Origin of the sequence: Cellulomonas sp. S1-8, from assembly GCF_026184235.1 — a bacterium.
Taxonomy (GTDB): Bacteria; Actinomycetota; Actinomycetes; order Actinomycetales; family Cellulomonadaceae; genus Cellulomonas.
Window position 1 is genome coordinate 2,430,595 of the sequence record NZ_CP110806.1, and the last position, 23,235, is coordinate 2,453,829.

The window sequence follows — 23,235 nt, forward strand, 5'->3', positions numbered from 1 at the left end:
GTCTGCCGTGGTATGTTCTCTGCCGCGCCGAAGGGTCCTCCAGGACCGTGCGACGCCCACCTGAGTCCGGGTGGCGGAATGGCAGACGCGCTAGCTTGAGGTGCTAGTGCCCGAAAGGGCGTGGGGGTTCAAGTCCCCCTCCGGACACTCGTTGAGACAGCGACCATGAGGCCCTCGGTCTGCGGAGACGCAGGCCGGGGGCCTTCGTGGTCCCACGGCCCTGTCCCCCGTCCTCGTCCGGAGCATCCGAGACGACGTCTGGGTGTGATCGGCGCCGGCGGTACCGCCTGCGATGTTGGGCGGCTGTCCATTTCCGCGAAAGTCGTACATATACCAGAAGAACCCTCGGAAATCACCCGTGTACTTCCCCACGTCGCTCTGCTGTGATCCAGAGACGGACACTTCCGACAACGACGTCAGGAGACACCATGACGAGAACCCGCTCCCACCGCCCGATGCGCGTCCTGCTGGCCGCGGCTCTTCTCACCGCCGGGGCCGTGGCGCTGCCCGCGTCCGGCGCGCACGCGGCCACCGCAACGATCTCCCTGGCCGTCACCGGGGGGTACAACAACAGCATCGCGCTCGGCACGGCCAACGGCACGATCACCGCCACCGGGGGCAGCACCACGGCGTCGTACTCGATCACCCTGTGCGGCCAGAGCACCTACCCGAACGCGAGCCTGACGATCACCGCGGGCAGCGCCACCGCCTCGCACAGCGTGAGCTACTCGAACTGCCAGACCTTCGCCGGCACCCTGACGTCGAGCTACGGGATCACCTCGTCGAACGTCACGATCACGGGGGCGACGTTCTACCCCGGCAACACGTACACGACGTACTCGAAGAGCCAGCCGACGTCCTTTCCCGCGCCCCCGACCGACCCGCCGACCTCGTCCCCCGTCACCCGGTCCTTCACCGCGGCGGTGACGGGCGGGTCCAACGGCTCGGTGCCGCTGGGCACGGCCACCGGCACCATCACGGCCGCGGCGGGCGGCACGACGGCGACCTACTCGGTGAGCCTGTGCGGCCAGAGCACCTACCCGAGCGCGAGCGTCAAGATCACGGCAGGGAACGCCACCGCCACGCATGCCGTGAACTACCAGAACTGCCAGACGTTCACCGGCACCCTGACGTCGACCTACGGGTTCACCACCGCGACCGTCGTCGCCTCCGGCTCGACCTTCTACCCGGGCAACACGTACACGACGTACACGAAGTCCAGGACCGTCTACTTCTGATCGGTCCATCGGTTCAGCGACCACCTGCCACCGGATGGTGGTCGTGACGTCGCGGACGTCGCCCGGCAGCAGCCGGGTGGCGTTCGCGACGCCTTTTGTCGGACGTCTGTCCAATTCATTGCCCTGGTGCGCATACCAGAGATATCGCCGGAAATCTCCGGTGTACTCCGTCGAGGTCGCTCTGCTGTGATCCACAGGCCGGAGATCACCGACACCGACGTCTGGAGAGCACCATGACGAGAACCCTTTCCCTGCGCCCCGCGCGCGTCCTGCTGGCCGCAGCCCTGATCGTGGCAGGAGGAGTGGCGATCCCTGCCACCGGCGCCGCGGCGGCGACGGCGACGATCGACATCGCCGTCACCGGCGGCTACAACAACAGCGTCGCACTCGGCACCGCCACCGGGACCATCACCGGGACGAGCAGCACGACGGCCTCGTACTCCCTGACCCTGTGCGGCCGGAACTCCTACGCGACCACGTCCCTCCAGATCACCGCGGGCGGCGCCAGCGCGAGCCACTACGTGAGCAACCAGAGCTGCCAGACGTTCACCGGCAACCTGACCTCGGGCTCCGCGTTCACCCAGGCGAAGGCGACCGTCACCAGCGGGACGTTCTACCCCGGCAACACCTACACGACGTACACGCGCGACCAGACGGTGACGGTCAACTCCACGCCGACGCCCACGCCGACGCCGGCGACGCCTGTCACCCGGCCCGTCTCCGTCTCGGTGACCGGCGGTTACAACAACACCGTGGCGCTGGGCCAGGCCACCGGCAGCATCTCCGGGACACGCGGCACCACGACCGCCAGCTACTCCGTGACCCTGTGCGGCCGGAACTCCTACGCGACCACCTCCCTGCTGATCACCGCGGGCGGCGCCAGCGCCAGCCACTACGTGAGCAACCAGAGCTGCCAGACGTTCACCGGCAACCTCACGTCGGGCTCTCCCCTCACGGGAGCGAGCGTGAAGGTGACCAGCGGCACGTTCTACCCGGGCAACACCTACACGACGTACACCCGGACCGGGAGCGTCTCCTTCTGACCGGTCGACCGACCGCGAGGACGCCCGTCCTCGACGAGTGACGTGAGGGCCCCCGGCACGGTGCCGGGGGCCCTCACCACGCCCGCGCACACCACCCGGCTGCTCCGCGCGTCCGGGTCCGGCCGACGCCGCCGGGGCACCTACGCTGTCCCGCGATGATCACTCGTGCCGAAGGGGCGTACCTGGGCGCCGTCCGGGCGTTCCAGAACCCGATGCTCGACCTGCTGCACAAGCGGCACGCACCCCTGGTGGTCGCGCTGCTGTCGCTCGTGTTCACCGCCGAGCGTCCCCGCGTCCCGGTCGCCGACGCGCACACCGAGGTCGGCGACGCGCTCGACCAGCTGCGCGCGGCGGGCTACGGGGACGACCTCCCGGTGGGCGGAGCACGCGACCTGTGCCGGCAGTGGGCGGACGCGGGCTGGCTGGTGCGGCAGGTGGTCGACGACGACGTCGAGGTCTACCGCCTCTCGGCGCACGCGGTCGGCGCGCTGGAGGTCGCCGGGCGTGCCGGCGGTGCGCGTGCGCGGGTCTCGCAGTCGCGCGTCCGCACGCTGCTGGAGGCCGTCGAGCGCCTCGCGCTGGACGCGGACCCCGACGTCATGGTGCGCGTCGCACGCCTCGACACCGAGGTGCGCCGGCTGCAGGCGGAGATCGCGCGCCTCGAACGCACCGGGCAGATCGACGAGGTCGACGACGAGGAGCTCCTCGAGGAGGCCGAGAACGTCCTGCACCTGGTCCGCGAGCTGCCCGCCGACTTCGCGCGCGTGGCGGAGTCGATCAAGGCGATGCAACGCGACGTCGTGACGGCCCTGCGACAGGACGCGCGCCCGACCGGCGACGTGCTGCGCGAGTACCTGCACCGTGGCGAGCAGGTCATGGACGCCACCCCGGAGGGACGCGCGTTCGCCGGTGCGCTGCGGTTGCTCGGCGACCCGCAGCGGCTCGACGAGCTGGCGGAGCAGCTGGACACGGTGCTGCGTCACCGGTTCGCGGCCCGGCTGCCCGGCGCGCAGCGCTCCGAGCTGCGCGAGGTCGTGCGGCGCATCGAGCAGGGCCTGGACCAGGTGTTCGCGGCCCAGCGGGAGGCGTCGTACGTCATCACCGGGCAGGTGCGCCACCACGACCCGCTCCGCGACCGGCAGGTCGACGAGCTGCTGCGCGACGTCATGACGGGGCTGCAGGCGTGGCTCCCGGGCTCGCGGCGGTGGCACGCCGTGGAGCCCCTGCGCCGGCTGCCCGTCGCGGAGGTCGAGCACCTGCGTCGAACCCCCGGGGACCTGCAGCCACCGCAGCCCCCGGACGCCCTCGCGGCGTGGGACGACGACCCCGACGTGTCCGACGCCGACGCGCGCGCCTGGGGCGGCCCGCACTACGCGGACCTCGACGCGCACCTGCGGGTGTTCGGTGCCGGTGCGGCCGCTGTCGACCTGGCCGCGGCGTTCCGTGCCGCGCCGGCCGGGCTACGACGCCCGGTGGACCTGCTGGGCCTGCTGGAGATCGCGCACCAGCGCGGCATGACGGAGAGCGACGAGCTCACGTTCGTCGACGCGGTCCGGCCGGACGGCTCACGCCGCCGGTTCGCGTTCGGCGCGACGACCACGAGGACGAAGGACGAGGGCGATGACTGAGACCGACGTCGTGCGCGACGACGCCGAGGCGACCGACCCGGGCTTCATCGCGCCGGTCGCGATGGAGGACGACCCCGCCGAGCTGTTCGCCGGGGACACCGGGACGCTCGACGCCGACGTGCGCCGCGTGCTGGTGCGCCTGCTGCAGCGCCGGTTCCTGCTGGCCGAGCGTCACGGCGCCCAGTGGCGCACGCTGCTGGAGAACCAGCAGGTGATCGAGTCGCGGCTGCACGACCTGTTCGTGCACCTCGTCGTCGACCACGACCGCGGGATCGCCTACAAGCGGCAGGTCCGGTCGGCGGAGCTCGACGTGCCGGTGCTGCTGCGGGACGAGCCGTACACGCGCGCCGAGACGCTCGTGCTGGTCCACCTGCGCACGGTGTTCCAGCGGGAACGTGGCGCCGGGCAGACGTCGGCACGCGTGGACGTCGAGGAGCTCGAGGCGACCGCGCTGACGTACTTCGACCCCGACGACACGAACGTCGCGACGCACCAGCGGGAGATCCGCACCGCGGTGACCCGCCTGGCGAAGGACGGGGTGATCGAGGAGGAGTCCGAGGGCCGCTACCGGGTGACCCCGCTGGTCGAGATCGTGCTGAGCACCGAACGGCTCGGTGAGCTGCGCGACTGGCTGCGCGCGCGGCACGGCGTCACCGACGACGCGGGCCCGGCCGACGGGCCCGACGAGGACGACGCGCACGACGAGGCGTCCGACGAGACGCACGACGAGGCGTCCGACGACGAGGAGGCTGCGCGATGACGATGGTCGACACGCTGTTCGGGCTGATCCCCGCGGCGTCGACGGGTCAGCAGTGGGTCGCGCTGGACCTGCAGCTCGTCAACTGGGGCGGGTACGACGGCCACCACCGGGTGCGCCTGGCCTCGACCGCGACGCTGCTGTCGGGCGGGTCGGGGTCCGGCAAGTCCACGCTCATGGACGCGTACATCGCGCTGCTCATGCCGCACACCACGCCGTTCAACGGGGCGTCGAACGGCGGCGTCGTCGGGCGTCCCCGCGGCAAGGACCAGCGCAACATCCTGTCCTACGCACGCGGCAAGGTCGACGAGTCCCGGACGCAGGACGGCACCCGCCAGCGCGTGCTGCGCGGGGACGGCAAGGACACCTGGTCGGCCATCGCGATGACGTGGGTCGACCAGGCCGGCACGTCGTTCACCGGCGTCCGTGCCTGGTACGTGCCGTCGGCGGCGCGCACGCTCGAGGACGTCACCGCGGTGCGCGCGACGTGCGACACGCCCTTCGACCTGCGCGACCTCGAACCGGCCGCCACGCAGCGCCTCGCACGCGGGGCCGTCGCGGCCACGGGCCTGACGTGCTTCGACACCGACCGGGAGTTCACGGCGCGCCTGCACTCGACGCTGGGGATCGGCGCGTCCGGCGACGGCGCCAAGGCGGTCGCCCTGCTGGGCCGCATCCAGGCCGGCCAGCAGATCACCACGGTGGACGCGCTGTACAAGGCGATGGTGCTGGAGGACCCCGACACGTTCGTCACCGCCGACGCCGTGGTCGAGCAGTTCGACAAGCTCACCGGCACCCGCGAGCAGATGATCACCGCGCGCCAGCAGGTCAAGGCGCTCGAGCCGATCCGGGAGCACCGTGCCGCGATCGAGGAGGCGGCGGCCCGCCTGCGCGTCGTCGACGCCGTCGGCGGCTTCGACGACGGCACGTCACCGGCGGCGCTGTGGCGCCACGAGCGCCGGCTGGTGCTGCTGCGGGACGTCGAGGCGGACCTGCAGCGCCGGCACCGCGAGGCGCAGCGGGTGGCTGCCGAGACCTCCGCGCGCGTCACGGCGGCCCGCGTGGAGCTCGACGGCGTCAAGGAGACGCTGTGGGCGTCGGGCGGTGACCGGCTCGCCACGGCGCAGCGCGAGCTGCGGGGCGTCGCGGCCCGCCTGGAGGAGGTGAGCCGCGCCCGGGTGCGGCTCGACGAGGTGCTGACCTCGACGCTCGGCACGTCCGTGACGTCGCAGGACGAGTTCACGGACCTGGTCGCCCGCGCGCGGCACGCGCTGGCGGACACCGACGCGAAGGCGAGCGCGCGGCAGGCGCTGCTCGACGCGATGTCGGAGCGCAAGGAGGCGTCGGTGGACCTGGCCGTGCTGCGGCGCGACCAGGCCGACGCCCAGCACCGGCACGACAACGTGCCGGGTGACCTGCACGCGACGCGCGCCGCGCTGGCGCAGGTCGCGGGACTGACGCCGGACGACCTGCCGTTCGTCGCCGAGCTGGTCGAGGTCCGCACCGAGCACGAGCCGTGGCGCGACGCGTTCAACCTGGCGCTCGGCGGGTTCGCGACGCTCATGCTCATCGACGTCGCGCACCTGCAGGCGTTCCGCCGGGCGATCGACACGGTCCGCACGAGCCGCCGCCTGCGCTTCGAGGGCGTCCCGACGGGCATGCGCGACGACGTCGGCCTCGACGGTCGCACGCTGCCCGGCCGGCTGGACTACCGCCAGGGCCCGTTCACCGGGTGGCTCAAGGGCGAGCTCGCGTCCCGGTTCGCGTACGTGTGCGTCGACACCACGGGCGAGCTGGCGCAGCACGCGAAGGCGCTGACGCGCTCGGGGCAGGTGTCCGAGGGGCGTCGCGGCGCGCACGGCGGGCAGGGCAAGCCCAACGTCCTGGGCTTCACGAACACGCGACGCCTGGCCGACCTGGACCAGCAGGTCGCACGCGCCGAGGCGCGGCTGGCCGACGCGGGCGCGCGCGTCGACGCCGCCGAGGCGGCCTGGGACCAGCACGACGCGACCCTGCGCGCGTCCGCGGCGCTGGTCGAGCTCACGTGGGACCAGGTGGACGTCGCCGCCGTCGAGGCCGAGCGCGACCGCTGGGAGCGGCTCGTCGGCGAGGTCACGTCCGGCAACCCGGACGTCGTGCGCCTGCAGCAGCGGGCGACGGAGCTGGAGACCCAGATCCAGGACCTCACCGAGCAGCTCGGCCGCACCAAGGGCAGCGCGGTCGACCTGGGCGAGCGGTGGTCGGGCACGACGGACGACGTCGATGCCGCGCAGGCGGCGCTCGATGCCGCGCAGGACGCCGGCACGCGCCTGGACCCCGAGCAGCGCGCCTACCTGGCGCGGGTCCTGGTCGGGGTCGAGCCGGACGGCCCGCGTGTCGACGACCGGACCGCGGCCGACGACCCGGCGGCGGCCCTGGCGGCGTTCGACGGGATCGTCGCGCGCGCCGCGGACCTGCTGCGCGCCGACCGGCAGAGCGCGCAGCAGACCGTCGCGACGGCACGCGAGGCGCTGCGGCGCACGTTCGAGACGTTCGTCGAGCGCTGGCCGGACCCGAACCTGGGCACCGACCCGGACGCGTCGTACGGCGACTACGCCCGCATCCTCGCCGAGCTCGAGGCGCACGGCCTGCACGAGCTGGAGGCGGACTGGCGCAGGAGCCTGCTGCGGCTGTCCGGCAACGACCTGGCGGACCTGCACAGCGCGCTGTCACGGTCGGTGCGGGAGATCAAGGAGCGCATCCGTCCGGTCAACGACATCCTCGCGGACCTGCCCTTCGCGGACGACGACCACCGGTTGCGCATCGACGCCCGCGACACGCAGTCGACCGTCGTCGCGCGGTTCCGCAAGGAGCTGCGCGACCTCCGCGAGGTGCTGTCGACCGAGGCGACGGACGCCGAGCGCGAGCGCCGCTACCACCGCATGGCCAAGGTCATCGACCGCATCCGGCGCACCTCCCCCGACTTCGCGGACCTCGTGGACGTGCGGCGCCACGTCCGGCTGTCGGCCGAGAAGGTCGACCGCGACGGCGAGCACGTCGCCCTGTACGACCACATCGGGGAGAAGTCCGGCGGTGAGTCGCAGGAGCTCGTGGCGTTCATCGTCGGCGCGGCGCTGCGCTACCAGCTCGGCGACGCAGGCGCCGCGCGGCCCCGGTACGCGCCCGTGTTCCTCGACGAGGCCCTCATCAAGGCCGACGCGCGGTTCACCGGACGTGCCGTCGGCGCGTGGCGCGGCCTGGGCTTCCAGCTCGTCATCGGCGCACCCAACGACAAGTTCAGCGCGCTCGAGCCGCACGTCGACCTGAAGTACGTGGTGCTCAAGGACACGGCGGGCCGGTCCCGGACCAAGCCGGTCGCGGGTGTCGCGGAGGAGATCGCACCGAGTTCCTCCTGAACATGCCATCCTGGCTTCATGTTGGGTGGTTTGGCGGGTTTCTTAGGGGGTTTCGGTGCAGTCGTTCGTGGACCTCGATCGCCTCGTCGGATCCGTCCCGTCCGGTGTCGTCACCGGACTGCGGACGATCGACACGGGTCGCGGCGGCGAGGCACTGGACCACGGCGTGGTGCCGACCCTGCTGGCCGGCCTCGCTGAGCGTGCGAGGGCCGCGCGCATCGAGGCGTCGTCGGCGCTCGACGGCGTCGTCGTCGACGACACGGCCCGCGCGGCGCGGATCATCGCCGGCCGAGCCGAGCGGCTGCGCGGCCGCGACGAGCAGGAGCTCGCCGGCTACCGCGCGGTGGTCGACCACCTGGACGAGGAGCAGGGGCGCCCGCTGGACGTCGACCTGGTCCTGCATCTGCACCGGCTGCTCTTCCAGCACACGACGACACCGGGAGGACGGCTCAGGCAGGTCGAGAACGTCGTCGTCGGACAGGCGTCGGACGCGGCGCGCGTCAAGCGGTTCACCCCGGTGCCCGTCGCCGCCACGCCCGCCTACCTCGACGAGCTCGTCGCGCGGTACCGCCGCGCCCAGGACGCCGGACGTCACCACCCCGTCCTCCTGGCCGGGCTGTTCGTGCTGGACCTCCTGGCGATCCACCCGTTCGTCGACGGCAACGGCCGCATCGCCCGCGCGCTGACGAACGCCCTGCTGCTCGACGCCGGGTACGGCGTCACGCGGTACGTCGCGCTGGAGACGACGATGGCGGACTCCCCCGAGGCGTACGCCGCTGCGCTCCTGGACGCGACGCACGACTGGCACGTCGCACGGCACGACCCCTGGCCGTGGCTGCGGTACGTGGTCCACGCCCTCGCGGGGTGCTCCACGCAGCTCGCCACGCTGACGGCGAACGCCCGTCGCGGCAGGAGCAAGCAGGACCGGGTCCGCGACCACGTGCTGCACGACGCGCGCGCGACGTTCCGGATCAGCGAGATCCGTGCCGCGTCACCCGACGTCTCCGACCAGACGATCCACCTGGTCCTCGCTCAGCTCAAGGCCGAGGGCCTCGTCGCTCCCGACGGCGTCGGCCGCGCCGCGACCTGGAGCCGGCTCACCTGACGGGCAGCAGCCCTGCACCTTCGTACCAGGACAGTGCTCGCGGTCGCCGCCGCTGAGGGACATGCTGAACTCATGGACGACAACCTGTGGGTGCTGAAGGACGCGGAACGCGACCTGCTCCGTGAGCTGGAGCCGGAACGACTGGCCGAGCTGGACGAGGACCAGCTGCTGGCACTGCACAAGCGCGTGCGGCGAGCCCGCACCAAGCACGTCAAGAACTACCGCCGCGGCGCGTCCCGCAAGGTGGAGGACGCCGGGGCCCGCGGCGCCGCCAAGCCGACGTCGGAGAAGGCACGGCTGCGGGCGTCGGTGTTCGAGGAGGCGCTGTCGGTGGTGAGCGCCGAGCTCGCCCGCGTCGCGCACGAGGAGGCCGAGGCGCTGCGCGACGAACGCCTCGCGGCCGCTCGGGCGGTGCGGTGGAACGGCGGGTCGCCGGACTCCCCCGCTCCTGACGTCGCCGACTCGCCGGGTGTGGCGCGGGCCCACACCCCGACCACGGGCGGCATCAAGCGCGACGCGTCGAGCAGCGCACAGGGCCGACAGCGGCAGGCGAAGCGCGACGCGACGTAAGGCGCGACGCGGACAGGAAGCGACCGCCGCCGCACGGACGGCCCCACCCGCACAGCCGCCTCTCGACGGTGAGGTCGCTGCGGCTCTGCGCGGAGGTGGTCGGCGGGGGGTGAATCTCGACGTCATACCGTTTCAACTGGAGATGATCTTGGCCGCGGCCCTCGCGGGGGCCAAGAACGCGCGACATGCTGAACGCATGGACGCCGACCGGTGGGTGCTGACGGACTCCGAGCGCGACCTCCTGCGTGAGCTGGAGCCCGAGCGCCTCGCCGCGCTCGCCCGCGACGCAGAGCAGGAGACAGAGGCGCTGCGCGACGCGAGCCTCCCGCCGTCGGGGCAGGACGCGTCGACGACCGCACCGGACCCGGGGCTCGACGACACCTGACCGCTCTCCCGCCTCCTCGCGACGCGGTGATCTTCCGGAGCGCCCGGAGGGATTCCCGAGCCTTTTCCTCGGGAATCCTCAGGTTCGCCGTGTTGCCTTCCGTTCATCGGCAGTTCGCCGAGACGACACCCCCCGTTCACCCACCGGACGGGGGCTGCCACGACGGGAGGCGACATGCTGCGGAGCCTGCGACGCGGCGCACGGACGGACACCGCGCAGCAGACCACGCGTGCCACGCACCCGGTGCCCGCGGCGACTGCTGACCGGACGGCGACCGCGAGCCGGGTGCACGCCTTCAACCGGTTCGAGATCAAGTACCTGGTCCCCGAGGAACGAGCCGAGGACCTGCGCAACGAGCTGCGGCGTCACATGGACCAGGACGCCCATTCCGGCCCGTCGGGCTACCCCGTCACGAGCGTCTACTACGACTCCCCGCACCTGACCTTCTACTGGGAGAAGATCGAGGGCCTGCGGTTCCGACGCAAGCTGCGCATCCGTCACTACGGCACCTCGGACGACCTCGGCCCCGAGTCGATGGTGTTCGTCGAGATCAAGCAGCGCGTCAACCGCGTCACACAGAAGCGCCGGGTCGTGCTGCCGTACCGCGACGCGCTGCGCCTGTGCTCCGCAGAGGGCGACGAGCCGTGCGGCGAGGCTGCCGGCCGGGAGCGCGGATTCCTCCAGGAGGTCGCCACGCTGGTGGGCGAGCTCGACCTGCGCCCGACCGTGACCACCGCCTACCAGCGGGAGGCGTGGGTGGGCCGGGACGCCGATCTCGGTCTGCGGGTCACCCTCGACCACCGTCTGCGCGGCCGGGACCGTGACTTCCACCTGTCGTCGGAGAGCCTGAACCGACTGACCCTCCCACCCCGGCTCGCCGTGCTCGAGATCAAGGCGAACGAGCGCGTCCCGGCGTGGGTGACGGACCTGACGGCACGGATGAACCTCGACATCGTGCGCATCTCGAAGTACTGCCAGAGCGTCCAGGCCTTCGGCCTTGCGCCTCGTTCGGTCATGCACGCCGCCGACGAGGTCGACGCGCTCCTCCAGGACCCCGTGACGTCGGACGCCGACGACACCCCGAACCGAAAGGGCGCCCTCACGCCATGACCTTCCAGGACCTCAGCGGGACGTTCTCCGTCTTCGACGTGGCCATGACCCTCGTCCTGTCCTTCGTGCTGTCCTCCCTGATCGGCTGGGTGTACAAGCGGACGCACCGCAACATCTCCTACAGCCAGTCCTACGTGCAGACGCTGGTCATCATCGGCATGGTCGTCGCGGTGATCATGCTCGTCGTCGGGTCGAACATCGCCCGCGCCTTCGCGCTCGTGGGCGCGCTCTCGGTGATCCGGTTCCGCAACGCCATCAAGGAGACCCGCGACGTCGGCTTCATCTTCCTCGTCATGGCGATCGGCATGGCCGTCGGCACCCGGTTCTACGTGCTCGCCGCCGCCGCGACCGTCGCCGTCCTGCTGGCGATCTTCCTGATGCAGCGGTTCGACTGGTTCAAGCTCGACATCCAGCGGCAGGTCGTCAAGGTCCAGGTGCCACCCGAGTCCCGCTACCAGCAGGACGTGACCGACGTCCTCGTGCGCCTGACCCGGGAGTTCGAGCTCGTCAGCGTCGAGACCGTCCGCGCCGGGGCGCTGACCGAGCTGTTCTACTCCGTCCGGCTGAACGCCGGCGTGACCGCCCAGGAGCTGATCGGGGCGCTCGGGGACGTCAACTCCGGGCAGAAGGTCACCGTCCTGACCGGGTACGACCAGAGCGACATGTGAGCGGATGACCATGGCCGTCAGGGACCTCCGCAAGCGCCTGCCCGTCCGACTGCGCCAGCACTGGAAGCCGCTGGCGGCCGCTGCGGCCGGGGTCGCCGTCGCGCTGACGATGTTCGGTGACGTGGTGATCCGGCCGTACTCGACGAGCACGGCGAGCGTCAGCGACGAGGAGCGGATCACGCAGGACGTCGCCGGGACGACCGACCTGTTCGACGACGCCGCCACCGCCACGCACGAGATCGTCCTGTCCTACTCGCAGGACGACTACGACCGGATGCTCGACGCCTACTTCTCCGACGGCGAGAAGGAGTGGATGATCGCCGACCTGACCATCGACGGCACGACGGTCGACTCGGTCGGGATCCGGCTGAAGGGCAACTCCACCCTCTCGGCTCTCGTCGACGACCGGGAGGGCTCACCGACGCAGGGCGAGCGGGCTCCGGGTGGCATCGGCGGTGGGGGTGGCGGGCCCGGGGGGCCTGGGGGCGAGCTGCCCGACGGGTTCGAGCCCCCGGCCGACGGGCAGATGCCTGAGCTGCCCGAGGGGTTCGAGCTGCCGGAGGGCGTCGAGCCGCCGACCGGCGGGCAGATGCCGGAGGGCGGCGCCCCGGGCGGCGGAGGGTTCGGGATCGGCACGAGCCTGTCGACCGAGCAGCCGGAGGACCTGCCCCTGCTCGTCAGCTTCGACGAGTACCAGCCGGGGCGGGCGTACCAGGGCATGACGGAGATCGCGGTCCGCCCGGCGTCCGCGAGCCACGAGGCGTCGCTCAACGAGGCGGTGGCCCTCGAGCTGACGCGACGGACCGGCCAGCCGACGCAGGACTACGCGTACACGACCTACACGGTGAACGACCGACCGACCACGACGCGGCTGGTCGTCGAGAGCGCCGACGCCCCCTACGCGGCCGCGCTCGACGGGGACGGGGTGCTCTACAAGGTGCTGGCCACGAGCTCCTTCACCTACCAGGGCGAGGACCAGACCGAGTACGCGGACGACTTCGCGCAGGTCAACCTCTCGGGGAGCCAGGACCTGGGACCTGTCGTGTCGTTCCTCGAGTGGTTGGACGGCGCGTCCGACGAGGAGTTCGCCGCCGAGCTGGACGAGTGGGTCGACGTCGAGTCCTTCGCGCTCTACCTCGGCACGCAGGAGATCCTGGCGAACGGCGACTCCCTGTCCGGTCCGGGTCGCAACGGCTACCTGTACTACGACCTCGAGACGCGCCTCATCAGCGTCGTCTCGTGGGACCTCAACCTGGCGCTCGGCGGGATGTCGATGCCCGGGGGGTTCGCCGGTGCCGTGCCGGGCGCGGACGGTGCCGGGGGTGACCGCCCGGCGCCGGACGACCAGGCGATGCCCGCTCAGGGCTTCGCGGGAGGACCGGGCGGGATGGGTGGCAACGCGCTGGTGAGTCGCTTCGAGGAGACGGCCGAGTTCGCGACGATGAAGCAGGACGTGGTCGCCGAGCTGCAGGCGCGGTGGATCGACACCGGGGACGCCGCACTCGTCGTCGACGAGGTCGCGGCGCGCATCCCAGTGACGGAGGGCCTGGACCGGTCGACGATCGACACCGAAGCCGCGGCGGCCCGTGCCGCACTGACGGAAGCGGGCGGTTAGCCCCGAACGATCCCCGCCGGGCCGGGAAGTGGTCACACGTATGACCACTTCCCGGCTCCGGCAGTGCAGATGTGACCACATCCGTCCCCCGTGCGTCGGGGTGCCACCACGGAGATGGGTACGGGCGCGACCGGGATCGTCAACGCGAAGCCGGTAGCTCCCCGGTCCTCAGTCGCCGCCCTCGGACGCCTCCGCGAGCCACGTGTCGAGCAGCGCCCCCGACGCGTTGAGCCGGCGGGCGAAGCCCGCGTCGGACGCGTCGGGCGGCATGGGTGAGACCAGGAGCAGGACACGATCGCGAGCGGCACCCGTGCCGAACAGCCCCTCGCCGTCGAGCACGCGCAGCGCGCCCTCCATGGAGGCGAGCCGGACCTGGTACTCGGTCTCGGCGACGGCGGGCGGCAGGTCGGCGAGGTCGCCGCGCCGTCCGTAGACGGTGTCGAGGGTGGCGAGGTGCTCGTCGCCGGTGACCGCGAAGGGGCTGTCGGGCAGGTCCCAGCGCTCCGGGCCGTCGAGCGTCACCGCGAGGTAGGGGCGCAGCGCCTCCCCCGTGGTGAGCAGCGCGTACACGCAGAACGGCCCGGGGTGGCCGGCATGCAGGTCCTCGACCGCGTGGCGGGTCGCTGACGCGATCCGCACCACCAGGTCCGGGTCGGCGTCCGGCCGGTCGACGGGTTCGTGCTGCGCCCCGACCTGCTGCGTCATCCGCCCGCTCCTCGCACCGTCGACCCGGCACAGTCTGGCACCGCGTCGGGACGCCACGCGGCCTCACTGGAAGTCCCGTGACCTGCTCCGGATCTTCAACGACAGCGGGCTGAGGTGCTCGGCGACGAGGTTCGTCGCGCCGTCGGCCTTCTCCACCCGCCCCCGCACGACCATCGCCTTGGCGGTCCGAGCCGTCCGCCGGTACCGCTGCCACAGGCCGGCGGAGCACACGATGTTGAGCAGCCCGGTCTCGTCCTCCAACGACAGGAACGTCACGCCGTGGGCGGTGCCGGGGCGTTGCCGGTGCGTGACGACGCCGGCGACGGCGACGCGGCGGCCCTCCTCGGTGGTGAACGCCTGCTCGACGCGCAGCACGCCCGCGGCGTCGAGGCCCTCGCGGACGAACTGCGTCGGGTAGGAGTCGACGGACACGCCCGTGGACCACACGTCGGCGGTCGCGACCTCGACGTCCGTCAGGCCGGGCAGCGTCGGCGCCGTCACGCCCACGGCCACGCCCGGCAGGGTGTCCGGACCCTCCTGCGCGAGCGCGCCCGCAGCCCACAGCCCGGCGCGACGGTCCACGCCGAGCGACCCGAGCGCACCGGCGGTGGCGAGCGCCTCGAGCTGCGCGGTGCTCAGCTGCACGCGCTGCACCAGGTCGTGCAGGTCGGTGAACGGCCCGTGGGCGGTGCGCTCGTCGACGAGGGCACGGGCGACGTCCTCGCCGATGGTCCGCACCTGCGTCAGGCCCTGCCGCACCGCGAGGGTGCGCACCGACCCCTCCCCGGTGCGCACCCCCACGGGCCGGGCCGGGCCGGTGCCGCTGGGTCGCGGCACCAGTCGTGGTTCCCCGCCCGACGGCGGGGGTGCAAGCCGTTCGACGACGGCGAGCACGTCGGACGCCAGCACGTCGGGGCGCAGCACCTCGACGCCGTGGCGACGCGCGTCGGCGGCCAGGGACTGCGGGGAATAGAACCCCATGGGCTGCGCGGCGAGCAGCCCGGCGTAGAACGCGGCGGGGTGGTGCACCTTGAGCCACGAGCTGGCGTACACGAGGAACGCGAACGAGTACGCGTGGGACTCGGGGAACCCGAAGTCGGCGAAGGCCTTGAGCTTGTCGAAGATCTGCTCGCGCACGTCCGGCGTGATGCCCTTGGCGGCCATGCCGTCCATGAGCCGCGCCCGCATCGCCTCCATGCGTTCCATCGACCGCTTCGAGCCCATGGCGCGGCGCAGCTGGTCGGCCTCGGCGGGCGTGAAGTCGGCGACGTCGATGGCCATCTGCATGAGCTGCTCCTGGAACAGCGGCACGCCCAGGGTCTTGCTCAGCGACTTCTCCAGCAGGGGGTGCAGGTACGTCACCTTCTCGCGACCCTTGGCGCGGTTGATGAACGGGTGCACGGACCCGCCCTGGATCGGCCCGGGGCGGATGAGCGCGACCTCGACGACGATGTCGTAGAACTTCTCCGGCCGCAGCCGCGGCAGGGTCCCCATCTGCGCGCGGGACTCCACCTGGAACACCCCGACGGTGTCCGCGGCGGACAGCAGCTCGTACACCGCCGGGTCCTCGTGCGGCAGCCCGTGCAGGTCCAGCTCGATGCCCTCGTGCTGCTTCACCTGCACGAACGCGAGCCGCAGCGCGGTGAGCATGCCCAGGCCCAGCAGGTCGAACTTCACGAGCCCGGCGTCCGCGCAGTCCTCCTTGTCCCACTGCAGGACCGTGCGCCCCTCCATGCGCGCCCACTCCACGGGGCAGACCTCGATGACGGGCCTGTCGCACATCACCATGCCCCCGGAGTGGATGCCCAGGTGCCGCGGCAGGCGCAGGAACCGCTCGGCCAGGTCGATGACGTGCTCGGGGATGTCCTCGGCCTGCGACGCCGACGGCGGCAGGTTCGTCGGGACGACGTCGTGGTTGTCGGCGGTGGGACGTCCCGCGACCTCGCTGCCCGGCCCCACGGGGCCGGAACGCGTCAGGTGCCACCACGCGCTCGGCTTCTCCGGCCCGCGCAGGCTCCCCCACCGCTCGATCGACGTGCTCCACGCGTCCTGCTGCCCCACGTCGTACCCCAGCGCGCGCGCGGCGTCCCGCACGGCCGAGCGCGGCCGGTAGGTGATGACGTTGGCGACCTGCGCCGCGTGGGTGCGGCCGTGCGTCGCGTAGACGTGCTGGATGACCTCCTCGCGGCGGGCGGAGTCGATGTCGACGTCGATGTCCGGCGGGCCGTCGCGCTCGGGGGCCAGGAACCTCTCGAACAGCAGCCCGTGCTTCACGGGGTCGACGGCGGTGACGCGCAGCACGTAGCAGACCGCGGAGTTCGCGGCCGACCCGCGGCCCTGCGCGAGGATGCCGTTGCGGCGGCAGAACTCGACGAGGTCGTAGACCACGAGGAAGTACCCGGGGAAGCCGAGGTCCTCGATGACGCGCAGCTCGTGCGCGAGCTGCGCGTGCGCCCCGGGCACGGTCTCGGCGTCCGGTGGCCCGTACAGCTCCTGCGCCCCGCGACGGACGAGCTCACGCAGCCACGTCGCCTCGGTGTGACCCTCGGGCACGGGGTACGGCGGCAGGCGTGGCGCGACGAGCGACAGGTCGAACGCGCACTCACCCGCCAGGTCGGCCGCCGTGGTCACGGCGCTCGGGTGGCGGCGGTGCAGGTGCAGCATCTCGGCAGCCGACCGCAGGTGCGCGACGGGCGCGGCCGGCAGCCACCCGTCGAGGTCGTCGAGCGACGAGCGCGCGCGCACCGCGGCCAGCGCCTGCGCCAGGTCGGCGTCGCGCTCGGTCGCGTAGTGCACGTTGCCGGTCGCGACGAGCGGCAGGCGCGCATCGGAGGCGAGGGCCGCGAGCGCGTCGGCGCGGTCGGTGTCGTACGCGTCGCCGTGCCACGTGGTCTCGACGGCGACGTTGTCCCGCCCGAACAGTGCGACGAGCCGGTCCAGCTCGCGGCGCGACGCCTCGGGTCCGCCGGGCGCCACACCGAGGACTCCCGACGGGTCTCCCCCGGCCAGCGCGCGTCGCACCGCGCCCTTGCGGCAGCCGGTGAGGACCAGCCACTGCCCGGCGGCCGCCTCGGCCAGCTCCTCCAGGTGGTACTCCGCGGCGCCCTTGCGGCCCGTGCGCAGGTGCCCCTCGGCGATCGCGCGGGACAGCGCGCGGTACCCGTCGGGGCCGCGGGCGAGGACCAGCAGGTGGCTCGCACGCGGGTCGGGCACGCCCGTGGGCGCGTCGAGCACAGGCGGTCCGGGGGTCGGGCGCTTCTCGCGCGGGTGCCGGCGCGGGTCCGGGGCGGGCAGGTGCAGCTCGGCGCCGAACACCGTGGGCAGGCCGACGGCGCGCGCGGCCTGGGCGAACCGCACGACGCCGTACAGCCCGTCGTGGTCGGTCAGCGCGAGCGCGCTCTGCCCCAGGCGTGCCGCCTCGGCGGCGAGCTCCTCGGGCTGGCTGGCGCCGTCGAGGAAGCTGAACGCCGAGTGCGCGTGCAGCTCGGCGTACCGGGGCGGCCAGGCCGCACGCCCCGGGGCGGGGCCGCGCTCAGTCATAGTCGGCCTCGTACGTCCACGCCCCGTCGGTGTGCGTGAGCAGGACCGCGCCGCCGTCGTCGAACGCCACCTGCAGGTAGGCGCGCACCTGCGGCGCGGCGCCGGGGTGCGTCCACCAGCGGTCCGTCAGCAGCCACGGCCCCGACCACCCGGCGACGGCCCGCACGTCGTCGCCTGCGCCGGGCTGCGCCACCGCCAGCACGCTGCCCGGCGGTCCGCTGAGCCGGCCGCGCCGGTCGACGCGCACGGGTGCGCCGTGCACGTCACGCACCTCGACGCGCACGGGGTCGACCAGCACTGTCGCGGGCGCCGGGTCCGGCAGCCGACCCGGCCAGGGCCGGTCGACCGGGCGCGGCAGGTCGCTCTGCTCGCCCCAGGGCCGCACGTGCACCTGGTCGCGCACGTCGCGTCCGCCCTGCAGCGTCGCGGTGAGCACGCCAGGGCCCCCGACGATGCTCTGCGCACGTTCCAGCGCCCGGTGGGCGCGCAGGTCACCGCCGGACGGGCCGCCCCACAGCTTCGGTGCCTCGGCGCCCGCGGGCGCGACGTCGAGGGCCGTGAGGGTCAGCCGCACCAGCGCGACGGGGGCCAGGTCGTCCTCGTCGGCCGGCGCGCGCAGGTCGACCCGCCCGATGGCCTGACCGACGCCCCGGTCGCGCGCGGGCGCCTCACGCCGCCGGTCGCGGGCGGTCGCGACGGCCGACGCGGTGAGCCACCCGTCGAGCTGCCAGCGGATCCGGTCGGTGATCCGTGCGGCGGCCATCGCACCCCACCCGCCCAGGTCGGTGCGCCACGTGCGCACCAGGTCGGTGCCGTCGTCCGTGCGGGCCGCGACCTGCAGGCGTCCGCACGTCACGGACCGGGCGACGAGGTCGGCGTGCAGCTGCTCGGCCAGGCGTCGGCCGGCGAACGTCGCGGTGTCGACGCGCTCGACCGGCGGGTCGAGCTCGACGGTGAACTCCAGGTCCGCCTCGGGTCGTCGGCGCGCCGGGGGACGCTCGTCGAGGCCCCGCGCGAGCGTGCGCGCCCACGTGCCGAGCCGGCCGAACCGCGCGTGCACGTCGGGCGCCGGCAGCGCGGCGAACGCACCCAGGGTGCGCAGCCCCAGCCGGTGCAGCAGGTCGACGAGCCCGGCGACCTCCGCAGCCTGCTCGGGCGTGGTCGTCGCGTGCACGAGCTCGGTGACGCCGTAGGGGGCGAGGAACACCGCCGACACCCCCGGCTCGACGACGGCGCCGGTGCGCGCGGCCAGCACCGCGGCGAGCAGACCGTCCGCGGTCCCGACGCCGCACTCGTGCCCCGTGGCCCGCGCGACCGCGTCGACGATGCGCTCCGCGAGCGCCTCCTCCGAGCCGTGGTAGCGCGCAGCACCACCCGCGGGCAGCAGGAGCAGCCCCGGCCGCGCTACCTCGACGCCCGCCACCACCGTCTCCGTGGCGGCGGCGACCGGCTCGAACAGCCGCACGTCCCGGTAGTCGTCGGCGGGCAGCAGCACGAGATCGGGGCACACCCCCTGCGCCTGACGTCGTCGCATGCCGCGGCGCACCCCGTCGCCGCGCGCGAGCGCCGACACGGCGGTGACCCGTCGCCCGTCGTGCACCGCCGCGGGCACGTCGACGGGGACCTCGTCGGCCACCATCGCCGCGACCACGGGCCAGTCGGGCACCCACACGACCGTCGTCCGCGTGCTCATCCGACCAACCTCAGACCGCCGGCCGTCCCGCTGCGGGGACGGCTGCGCACCGGGCCGCCGGGCACGTGCTCGCCCGGCGGCGCGAACGGCAGGACGACGTCGGCCGACGTCGGGACGGCGGAGCTGCCGCGACCGGTGCGGCGCACCTGCACCTCGCACGTGCGCAGCCGCCCGTCGCCTGCACCGGTCCCGGACCAGCGGGCGGGCCCCGCGTCGAGCACGACGGCGGCACCCGCCCACGCCACGGTGGTCAGCAGCGCGGTGCCGCGCTCGCGCGCCCGGGCGGACAGACGGCGCCGGTCGGCGTCCGCGAGGGGGGCGTCGGGGCCGACGAGCACGACGTCGATCCCGTCGACGAGCGCGGCCAGCACGACGGCCGCGTCGGCACCCGGGTCGGGGACGAGAGCGAACCGGGTGAGGTCGACGCCCGCCTGCGCGGCGGCCAGCAGCCCGAGGCGCGGCTGACCGACCGCGACCGCCCACGCCCCCGACGCGCACGCGTGCGCCAGGACCCCGAGCGCCAGCGACGTGGAGCCGAGCACCGAGGTGGTCGCACCGCGGCGCAGCCCGTCCGGCAGCAGGTCCGCCAGCGCGGGCGGCACGGGCAGCGGCGGCCGCTCGCTGGTGAGCAGGGACGTGCGCCGGTACCCGGGGTCGGTGGTGAGGGCCAGGTCCTCGTCCGGCGTGGTCCGCGTCACCGTCGACGCAACGGGCGGCGCGGCCTCCTCGACGTGCCGCGCAGCCGCGTGGCTGCTCGTCAGCACCGTGCGTGCACCGGTGCGCCGTTCCGCGGCGGCCAGCGCGGCGCGCGCACGTGCCGCACGCTCCACGGTGCTCGTCCCGGTCACACCCGTTCCCCGTCCCTCGTCGTCCCACGCTGCAGGTGTGTCGTCCTCGTCGCGAGGACCTCCCTCGAGGTCGGGTCGCGCGTCGACGGCCCCCTGACGCCGCGCGCGACCCGACCCGTCGGATCGAACACATGTTCGATGATGCCAGTAGACGTCGCCGTCGGGGAGGGTGTCAATCCGCCCCGAGCGGGTGAACCGTTCGCGGCTCGGGGATGTGTCCACGAGGCGTATCATTTGACGGTTCCATCAACCCGTCATACCGGAGGCCCCGTGCCGCTGCACGCCCTCGGCGTCGACCGCCCCCTCGCGGAGGTCAAGGCCGAGCTGTTCAAGGCCCTCTCCCACCCGGTGCGCGTACGCACCCTCGAGCTCCTCGTCGAGCGCGACCGGCAGGTCAGCGAGCTGCTCACCGAGCTCGGCCTGGAGGCCTCGCACCTCTCCCAGCACCTCGCCGTGCTGCGGAGAACGGGCGTCGTCACCGCCCGACGCACCGGTAACGCCGTGCACTACTCGCTCGCGCTGCCGGCCGTCGCCGACATGCTCGCGGCGGCGCGCAGCGTCCTCGTCGACTCCGCCACCCGCCGCCGCGACCTGCTGGACGACACCGCGCCGACCGCTCCCGAGCCCGGGGCGTGATGACCGCAGCCGGGCTCGCGTCCAGCGCGTGGCAGCGCCTGCGCGCCCTCGCTCCCCGTCCCTCCGACTACGCCGACCTCCCCCGGTCCTGGCGCGGTGACCTGCTCGCCGGGGTCACCGTCGCCGTCGTCGCGCTGCCGCTCGCTCTCGGGTTCGGTGTCTCCTCCGGACTGGGCGCCGCGGCCGGTCTCGTCACCGCCGTCGTCGCCGGTGCCGTCGCCGCGGTGCTCGGCGGCTCGCACCTGCAGGTCAGCGGTCCCACCGGTGCCATGACCGTGGTCCTGCTGCCCGTCGTGGCCCGCCACGGACCCGAGTCCGTCCCGGTCGTCGCGATCATGGCCGGCGGCATCGTCGTGCTCGCCGGCGTGCTGGGCGTCGGCCGGCTCGTCGCCTACATCCCCTGGCCCGTCGTCGAGGGGTTCACGTTCGGCATCGGCGTCGTCATCGCCCTGCAGCAGGTCCCGCTCGCCCTCGACACGCCGCGCGCCGAGGGCGAGAACGCCGGCCTCGTCGCCGTGCGCACCCTGGCCCGCGTGGACTGGGCGCAGGCCGTCGCCCCGCTCGCTCTCGTCGCGCTCGTCGTGGCCGTCATGCTGGCGCTGCCCCGGCTGCACAAGGGCCTGCCCGCCTCGCTCGCCGCCGTCGTGCTCGGCACGCTCGTCGCCGAGGTCGCCGGGCTGGACGTCGACCGCATCGGCGTGCTGCCGTCCACCCTGCCCCTGCCCCACCTGCCGGTCGTCGACCCCGCGACCACGAGCGCCCTGTTCTCCGCCGCGCTCGCCGTGGCGGCGCTCGCCGCGCTGGAGTCGCTGCTGTCCGCCCGCGTCGCCGACGGGATGGCCGACGACATCGGGCGCACCCGGCCCAACCGCGAGCTGCTGGGCCAGGGCGTCGCGAACGTCGCGTCCGGGCTGTGCGGTGGCCTGCCGGCGACGGGCGCGATCGCCCGGACCGCGGTCAACGTGCGCGCCGGTGGCCGCACACGGGTCGCGGCGATCACGCACGCGCTCGTGCTCGCCGTCATCGTCTACGCCGCAGCACCCCTCGTCGGCCGCGTGCCCCTGTCCGTCCTGGCGGCGATCCTGCTGGTCACCGCGGCGCGCATGATCGACCTGCCGACGGCGCGCGCGATCTGCCGCTCCGGCCGGTCCGGCGCACTCGTCTTCTGCGTGACGCTCGGCGTGACGGTCGTGTTCGACCTGGTCATGGCGGTCGAGGTGGGGGTCGCGGTCGCCGCCGTGCTCACGCTGCGTGCCATGGCCCGCAGCAGCGGCCTGCATCGCGAACCCCTGCCCGACGCCCCGGACGACCACGTGACGGCCGCCGCCGAGCGCGCACTCCTGCACGAGCACATCGCCGTGTACCGCATCGACGGTGCGCTGTTCTTCGCCGACGTGCGCCGGTTCCTCGACGAGCTCGCGCTGGTCAGCGACGTGCGCGTCGTCGTCCTGCGCCTGGGCAACGTGCGCGTGCTCGACGCCAGCGGCGCGAACGCCCTCGCCGAGATCGTCGCCGACCTGCGCCGCCGCGGCATGGTCGTGCTGCTCAAGGGGATGCGGCCCGAGCACCGGCGCCTCGCGCAGGGCGTCGGCGTGCTCGACGCCCTCGGCGACGACCGGCACCTGTTCGACGACCTGGACGGCGCGCTCGCGCACGCCCGCTCGCACGTGCGCCCGGCGCCACCCGCGGCGAGGATGGGGGCGTCGTCCGGCGACCCCGTGCCGGGCACGACCGGAGGTCCCCCGTGCCCACGTCCCTGACGCGCCCCGTCGCCCACGAGCCGTACGGGCTGCTGCCGCCCGTCCCGGCGTTCTCCCTCACCAGCACCGACTGGGTGCACGGTGGGCGGGTCCCCGACGTGCACACCAACACCGACTCCGGGCAGAACGTCTCCCCGCAGCTGACGTGGTCCGGCTTCCCGGAGCAGACCGCCGGGTTCGCCGTCAACGTGTTCGACCCCGACGCCCCGGGTGTCGCCGGGTGGTGGCACTGGACGGTGCTGGGGCTCGGGCCGCAGGTCACGTCGCTGGTCCGCGGCGCGGGCGTCCCGGACGGATCAGCCTTGCCCGAGGGTGCGTTCGCGCTGCGCGGTGACGACGGCGTCGCGGGCTACGTGGGCTGCGCTCCCCCGCCCGGCGACCAGGTGCACCGGTACTACGTCGCCGTGCACGCGCTCGACACCGCGGACCTGGGCCTGACCCCCGACACCCCGCCGGGGGCCGCGAGCTGCGTCCTGGTGTTCCACACGCTCGCGCGCGCCGTGCTCATGGGGACGTACCAGCGCTGAGCGCCGGCCCGT

The 23,235-nt window shown here is 73.6% G+C and carries 18 protein-coding genes and 1 tRNA gene; 15 read left to right on the plus strand and 4 right to left on the minus strand.

From position 1 onward, the window contains the following. Positions 1-64: 64 nt before the first annotated feature. The 12 genes from OKX07_RS10925 to OKX07_RS10980 all read left to right on the plus strand — a co-directional run bounded on the left by OKX07_RS10925 (position 65) and on the right by OKX07_RS10980 (position 13,514). Positions 65-147, plus strand: a tRNA-Leu gene (locus OKX07_RS10925). A 281-nt stretch (positions 148-428) separates the two neighbouring features. After that, the gene (locus OKX07_RS10930; protein WP_265628107.1) at positions 429-1,238 is read left to right on the plus strand and encodes a hypothetical protein; all 810 of its coding nucleotides are present in this window, start codon (positions 429-431) and stop codon (positions 1,236-1,238) included. 233 nt (positions 1,239-1,471) lie between these two features. After that, entirely contained in the window at positions 1,472-2,281 is an 810-nt protein-coding gene (locus OKX07_RS10935; protein ID WP_265628108.1) for a hypothetical protein, read from the plus strand. A 155-nt stretch (positions 2,282-2,436) separates the two neighbouring features. Next, a complete protein-coding gene (locus OKX07_RS10940) occupies positions 2,437-3,909 on the plus strand; it encodes a DUF3375 domain-containing protein (protein ID WP_265628109.1) in 1,473 nt (490 codons plus the stop codon). Next, positions 3,902-4,669, plus strand: a complete 768-nt coding sequence (locus OKX07_RS10945; RefSeq protein ID WP_265628110.1) for a DUF4194 domain-containing protein — start codon at positions 3,902-3,904, stop codon at positions 4,667-4,669. Before OKX07_RS10940 ends, OKX07_RS10945 begins: the two co-directional genes overlap by 8 nt. After that, positions 4,666-8,061, plus strand: a complete 3,396-nt coding sequence (locus tag OKX07_RS10950) for an ATP-binding protein (RefSeq protein ID WP_265628111.1) — start codon at positions 4,666-4,668, stop codon at positions 8,059-8,061. The genes OKX07_RS10945 and OKX07_RS10950 overlap by 4 nt, the downstream gene beginning before the upstream one ends. A gap of 55 nt (positions 8,062-8,116) precedes the next feature. Next, positions 8,117-9,166 (plus strand): Fic family protein, encoded by a 1,050-nt coding sequence (locus tag OKX07_RS10955; RefSeq protein ID WP_265628112.1) that lies wholly within the window; start codon positions 8,117-8,119, stop codon positions 9,164-9,166. 72 nt (positions 9,167-9,238) lie between these two features. Then, entirely contained in the window at positions 9,239-9,736 is a 498-nt protein-coding gene (locus OKX07_RS10960) for a hypothetical protein (RefSeq protein WP_265628113.1), read from the plus strand. A gap of 196 nt (positions 9,737-9,932) precedes the next feature. Next, on the plus strand, positions 9,933-10,121 hold the full coding sequence (locus tag OKX07_RS10965; RefSeq protein ID WP_265628114.1) for a hypothetical protein: 189 nt from the start codon (positions 9,933-9,935) through the stop codon (positions 10,119-10,121). A gap of 174 nt (positions 10,122-10,295) precedes the next feature. Next, positions 10,296-11,231 (plus strand): polyphosphate polymerase domain-containing protein, encoded by a 936-nt coding sequence (locus OKX07_RS10970; RefSeq protein ID WP_265628115.1) that lies wholly within the window; start codon positions 10,296-10,298, stop codon positions 11,229-11,231. Continuing rightward, positions 11,228-11,899, plus strand: a complete 672-nt coding sequence (locus OKX07_RS10975; protein ID WP_265628116.1) for a DUF4956 domain-containing protein — start codon at positions 11,228-11,230, stop codon at positions 11,897-11,899. The genes OKX07_RS10970 and OKX07_RS10975 overlap by 4 nt, the downstream gene beginning before the upstream one ends. 10 nt (positions 11,900-11,909) lie before the next feature. After that, a complete protein-coding gene (locus tag OKX07_RS10980) occupies positions 11,910-13,514 on the plus strand; it encodes a CotH kinase family protein (RefSeq protein ID WP_265628117.1) in 1,605 nt (534 codons plus the stop codon). 168 nt (positions 13,515-13,682) lie between these two features. Here OKX07_RS10980 and OKX07_RS10985 read toward each other — a convergent pair whose 3' ends face one another. From OKX07_RS10985 to OKX07_RS11000, 4 genes are all read right to left on the minus strand, one after another. Next, a complete protein-coding gene (locus OKX07_RS10985; protein ID WP_265628118.1) occupies positions 13,683-14,219 on the minus strand; it encodes a DUF4303 domain-containing protein in 537 nt (178 codons plus the stop codon). A 63-nt stretch (positions 14,220-14,282) separates the two neighbouring features. Next, positions 14,283-17,759, minus strand: coding sequence for an error-prone DNA polymerase (locus tag OKX07_RS10990; RefSeq protein ID WP_265628119.1), 3,477 nt, complete (start codon positions 17,757-17,759; stop codon positions 14,283-14,285). Next, entirely contained in the window at positions 17,752-19,452 is a 1,701-nt protein-coding gene (locus OKX07_RS10995) for a DNA polymerase Y family protein (RefSeq protein WP_265628120.1), read from the minus strand. The genes OKX07_RS10990 and OKX07_RS10995 overlap by 8 nt, the downstream gene beginning before the upstream one ends. Then, positions 19,449-20,300 carry a hypothetical protein gene (locus tag OKX07_RS11000; RefSeq protein ID WP_265628121.1) on the minus strand — a complete coding sequence of 284 codons (852 nt, stop codon included), beginning with the start codon at positions 20,298-20,300 and terminating at the stop codon, positions 19,449-19,451. Before OKX07_RS11000 ends, OKX07_RS10995 begins: the two co-directional genes overlap by 4 nt. A 270-nt stretch (positions 20,301-20,570) precedes the next feature. Here OKX07_RS11000 and OKX07_RS11005 point away from each other — a divergent pair, with 270 nt between their 5' ends. The 3 genes from OKX07_RS11005 to OKX07_RS11015 are packed head-to-tail and all read left to right on the plus strand — an operon-like array spanning position 20,571 to position 23,223. Continuing rightward, the gene (locus OKX07_RS11005; protein WP_265628122.1) at positions 20,571-20,936 is read left to right on the plus strand and encodes an ArsR/SmtB family transcription factor; all 366 of its coding nucleotides are present in this window, start codon (positions 20,571-20,573) and stop codon (positions 20,934-20,936) included. Continuing rightward, a complete protein-coding gene (locus OKX07_RS11010; RefSeq protein WP_265628123.1) occupies positions 20,936-22,696 on the plus strand; it encodes a SulP family inorganic anion transporter in 1,761 nt (586 codons plus the stop codon). Before OKX07_RS11005 ends, OKX07_RS11010 begins: the two co-directional genes overlap by 1 nt. Beyond that, positions 22,681-23,223 (plus strand): YbhB/YbcL family Raf kinase inhibitor-like protein, encoded by a 543-nt coding sequence (locus OKX07_RS11015; protein WP_265628124.1) that lies wholly within the window; start codon positions 22,681-22,683, stop codon positions 23,221-23,223. Before OKX07_RS11010 ends, OKX07_RS11015 begins: the two co-directional genes overlap by 16 nt. Positions 23,224-23,235: the final 12 nt, after the last annotated feature.

What these genes read in the sequence shown, in the direction of transcription:
- OKX07_RS10930 (WP_265628107.1), top strand. Translation starts at nt 429, where the DNA reads ATGACGAGAACCCGCTCCCACCGCCCGATGCGCGTCCTGCTGGCCGCG.
- OKX07_RS10935 (WP_265628108.1), top strand. Translation starts at nt 1,472, where the DNA reads ATGACGAGAACCCTTTCCCTGCGCCCCGCGCGCGTCCTGCTGGCCGCA.
- OKX07_RS10940 (WP_265628109.1), top strand. Translation starts at nt 2,437, where the DNA reads ATGATCACTCGTGCCGAAGGGGCGTACCTGGGCGCCGTCCGGGCGTTC.
- OKX07_RS10945 (WP_265628110.1), top strand. Translation starts at nt 3,902, where the DNA reads ATGACTGAGACCGACGTCGTGCGCGACGACGCCGAGGCGACCGACCCG.
- OKX07_RS10950 (WP_265628111.1), top strand. Translation starts at nt 4,666, where the DNA reads ATGACGATGGTCGACACGCTGTTCGGGCTGATCCCCGCGGCGTCGACG.
- OKX07_RS10960 (WP_265628113.1), top strand. Translation starts at nt 9,239, where the DNA reads ATGGACGACAACCTGTGGGTGCTGAAGGACGCGGAACGCGACCTGCTC.
- OKX07_RS10965 (WP_265628114.1), top strand. Translation starts at nt 9,933, where the DNA reads ATGGACGCCGACCGGTGGGTGCTGACGGACTCCGAGCGCGACCTCCTG.
- OKX07_RS10970 (WP_265628115.1), top strand. Translation starts at nt 10,296, where the DNA reads ATGCTGCGGAGCCTGCGACGCGGCGCACGGACGGACACCGCGCAGCAG.
- OKX07_RS10975 (WP_265628116.1), top strand. Translation starts at nt 11,228, where the DNA reads ATGACCTTCCAGGACCTCAGCGGGACGTTCTCCGTCTTCGACGTGGCC.
- OKX07_RS10980 (WP_265628117.1), top strand. Translation starts at nt 11,910, where the DNA reads ATGGCCGTCAGGGACCTCCGCAAGCGCCTGCCCGTCCGACTGCGCCAG.
- OKX07_RS10985 (WP_265628118.1), bottom strand. Translation starts at nt 14,219, where the DNA reads ATGACGCAGCAGGTCGGGGCGCAGCACGAACCCGTCGACCGGCCGGAC.
- OKX07_RS10990 (WP_265628119.1), bottom strand. Translation starts at nt 17,759, where the DNA reads ATGACTGAGCGCGGCCCCGCCCCGGGGCGTGCGGCCTGGCCGCCCCGG.
- OKX07_RS10995 (WP_265628120.1), bottom strand. Translation starts at nt 19,452, where the DNA reads ATGAGCACGCGGACGACGGTCGTGTGGGTGCCCGACTGGCCCGTGGTC.
- OKX07_RS11010 (WP_265628123.1), top strand. Translation starts at nt 20,936, where the DNA reads ATGACCGCAGCCGGGCTCGCGTCCAGCGCGTGGCAGCGCCTGCGCGCC.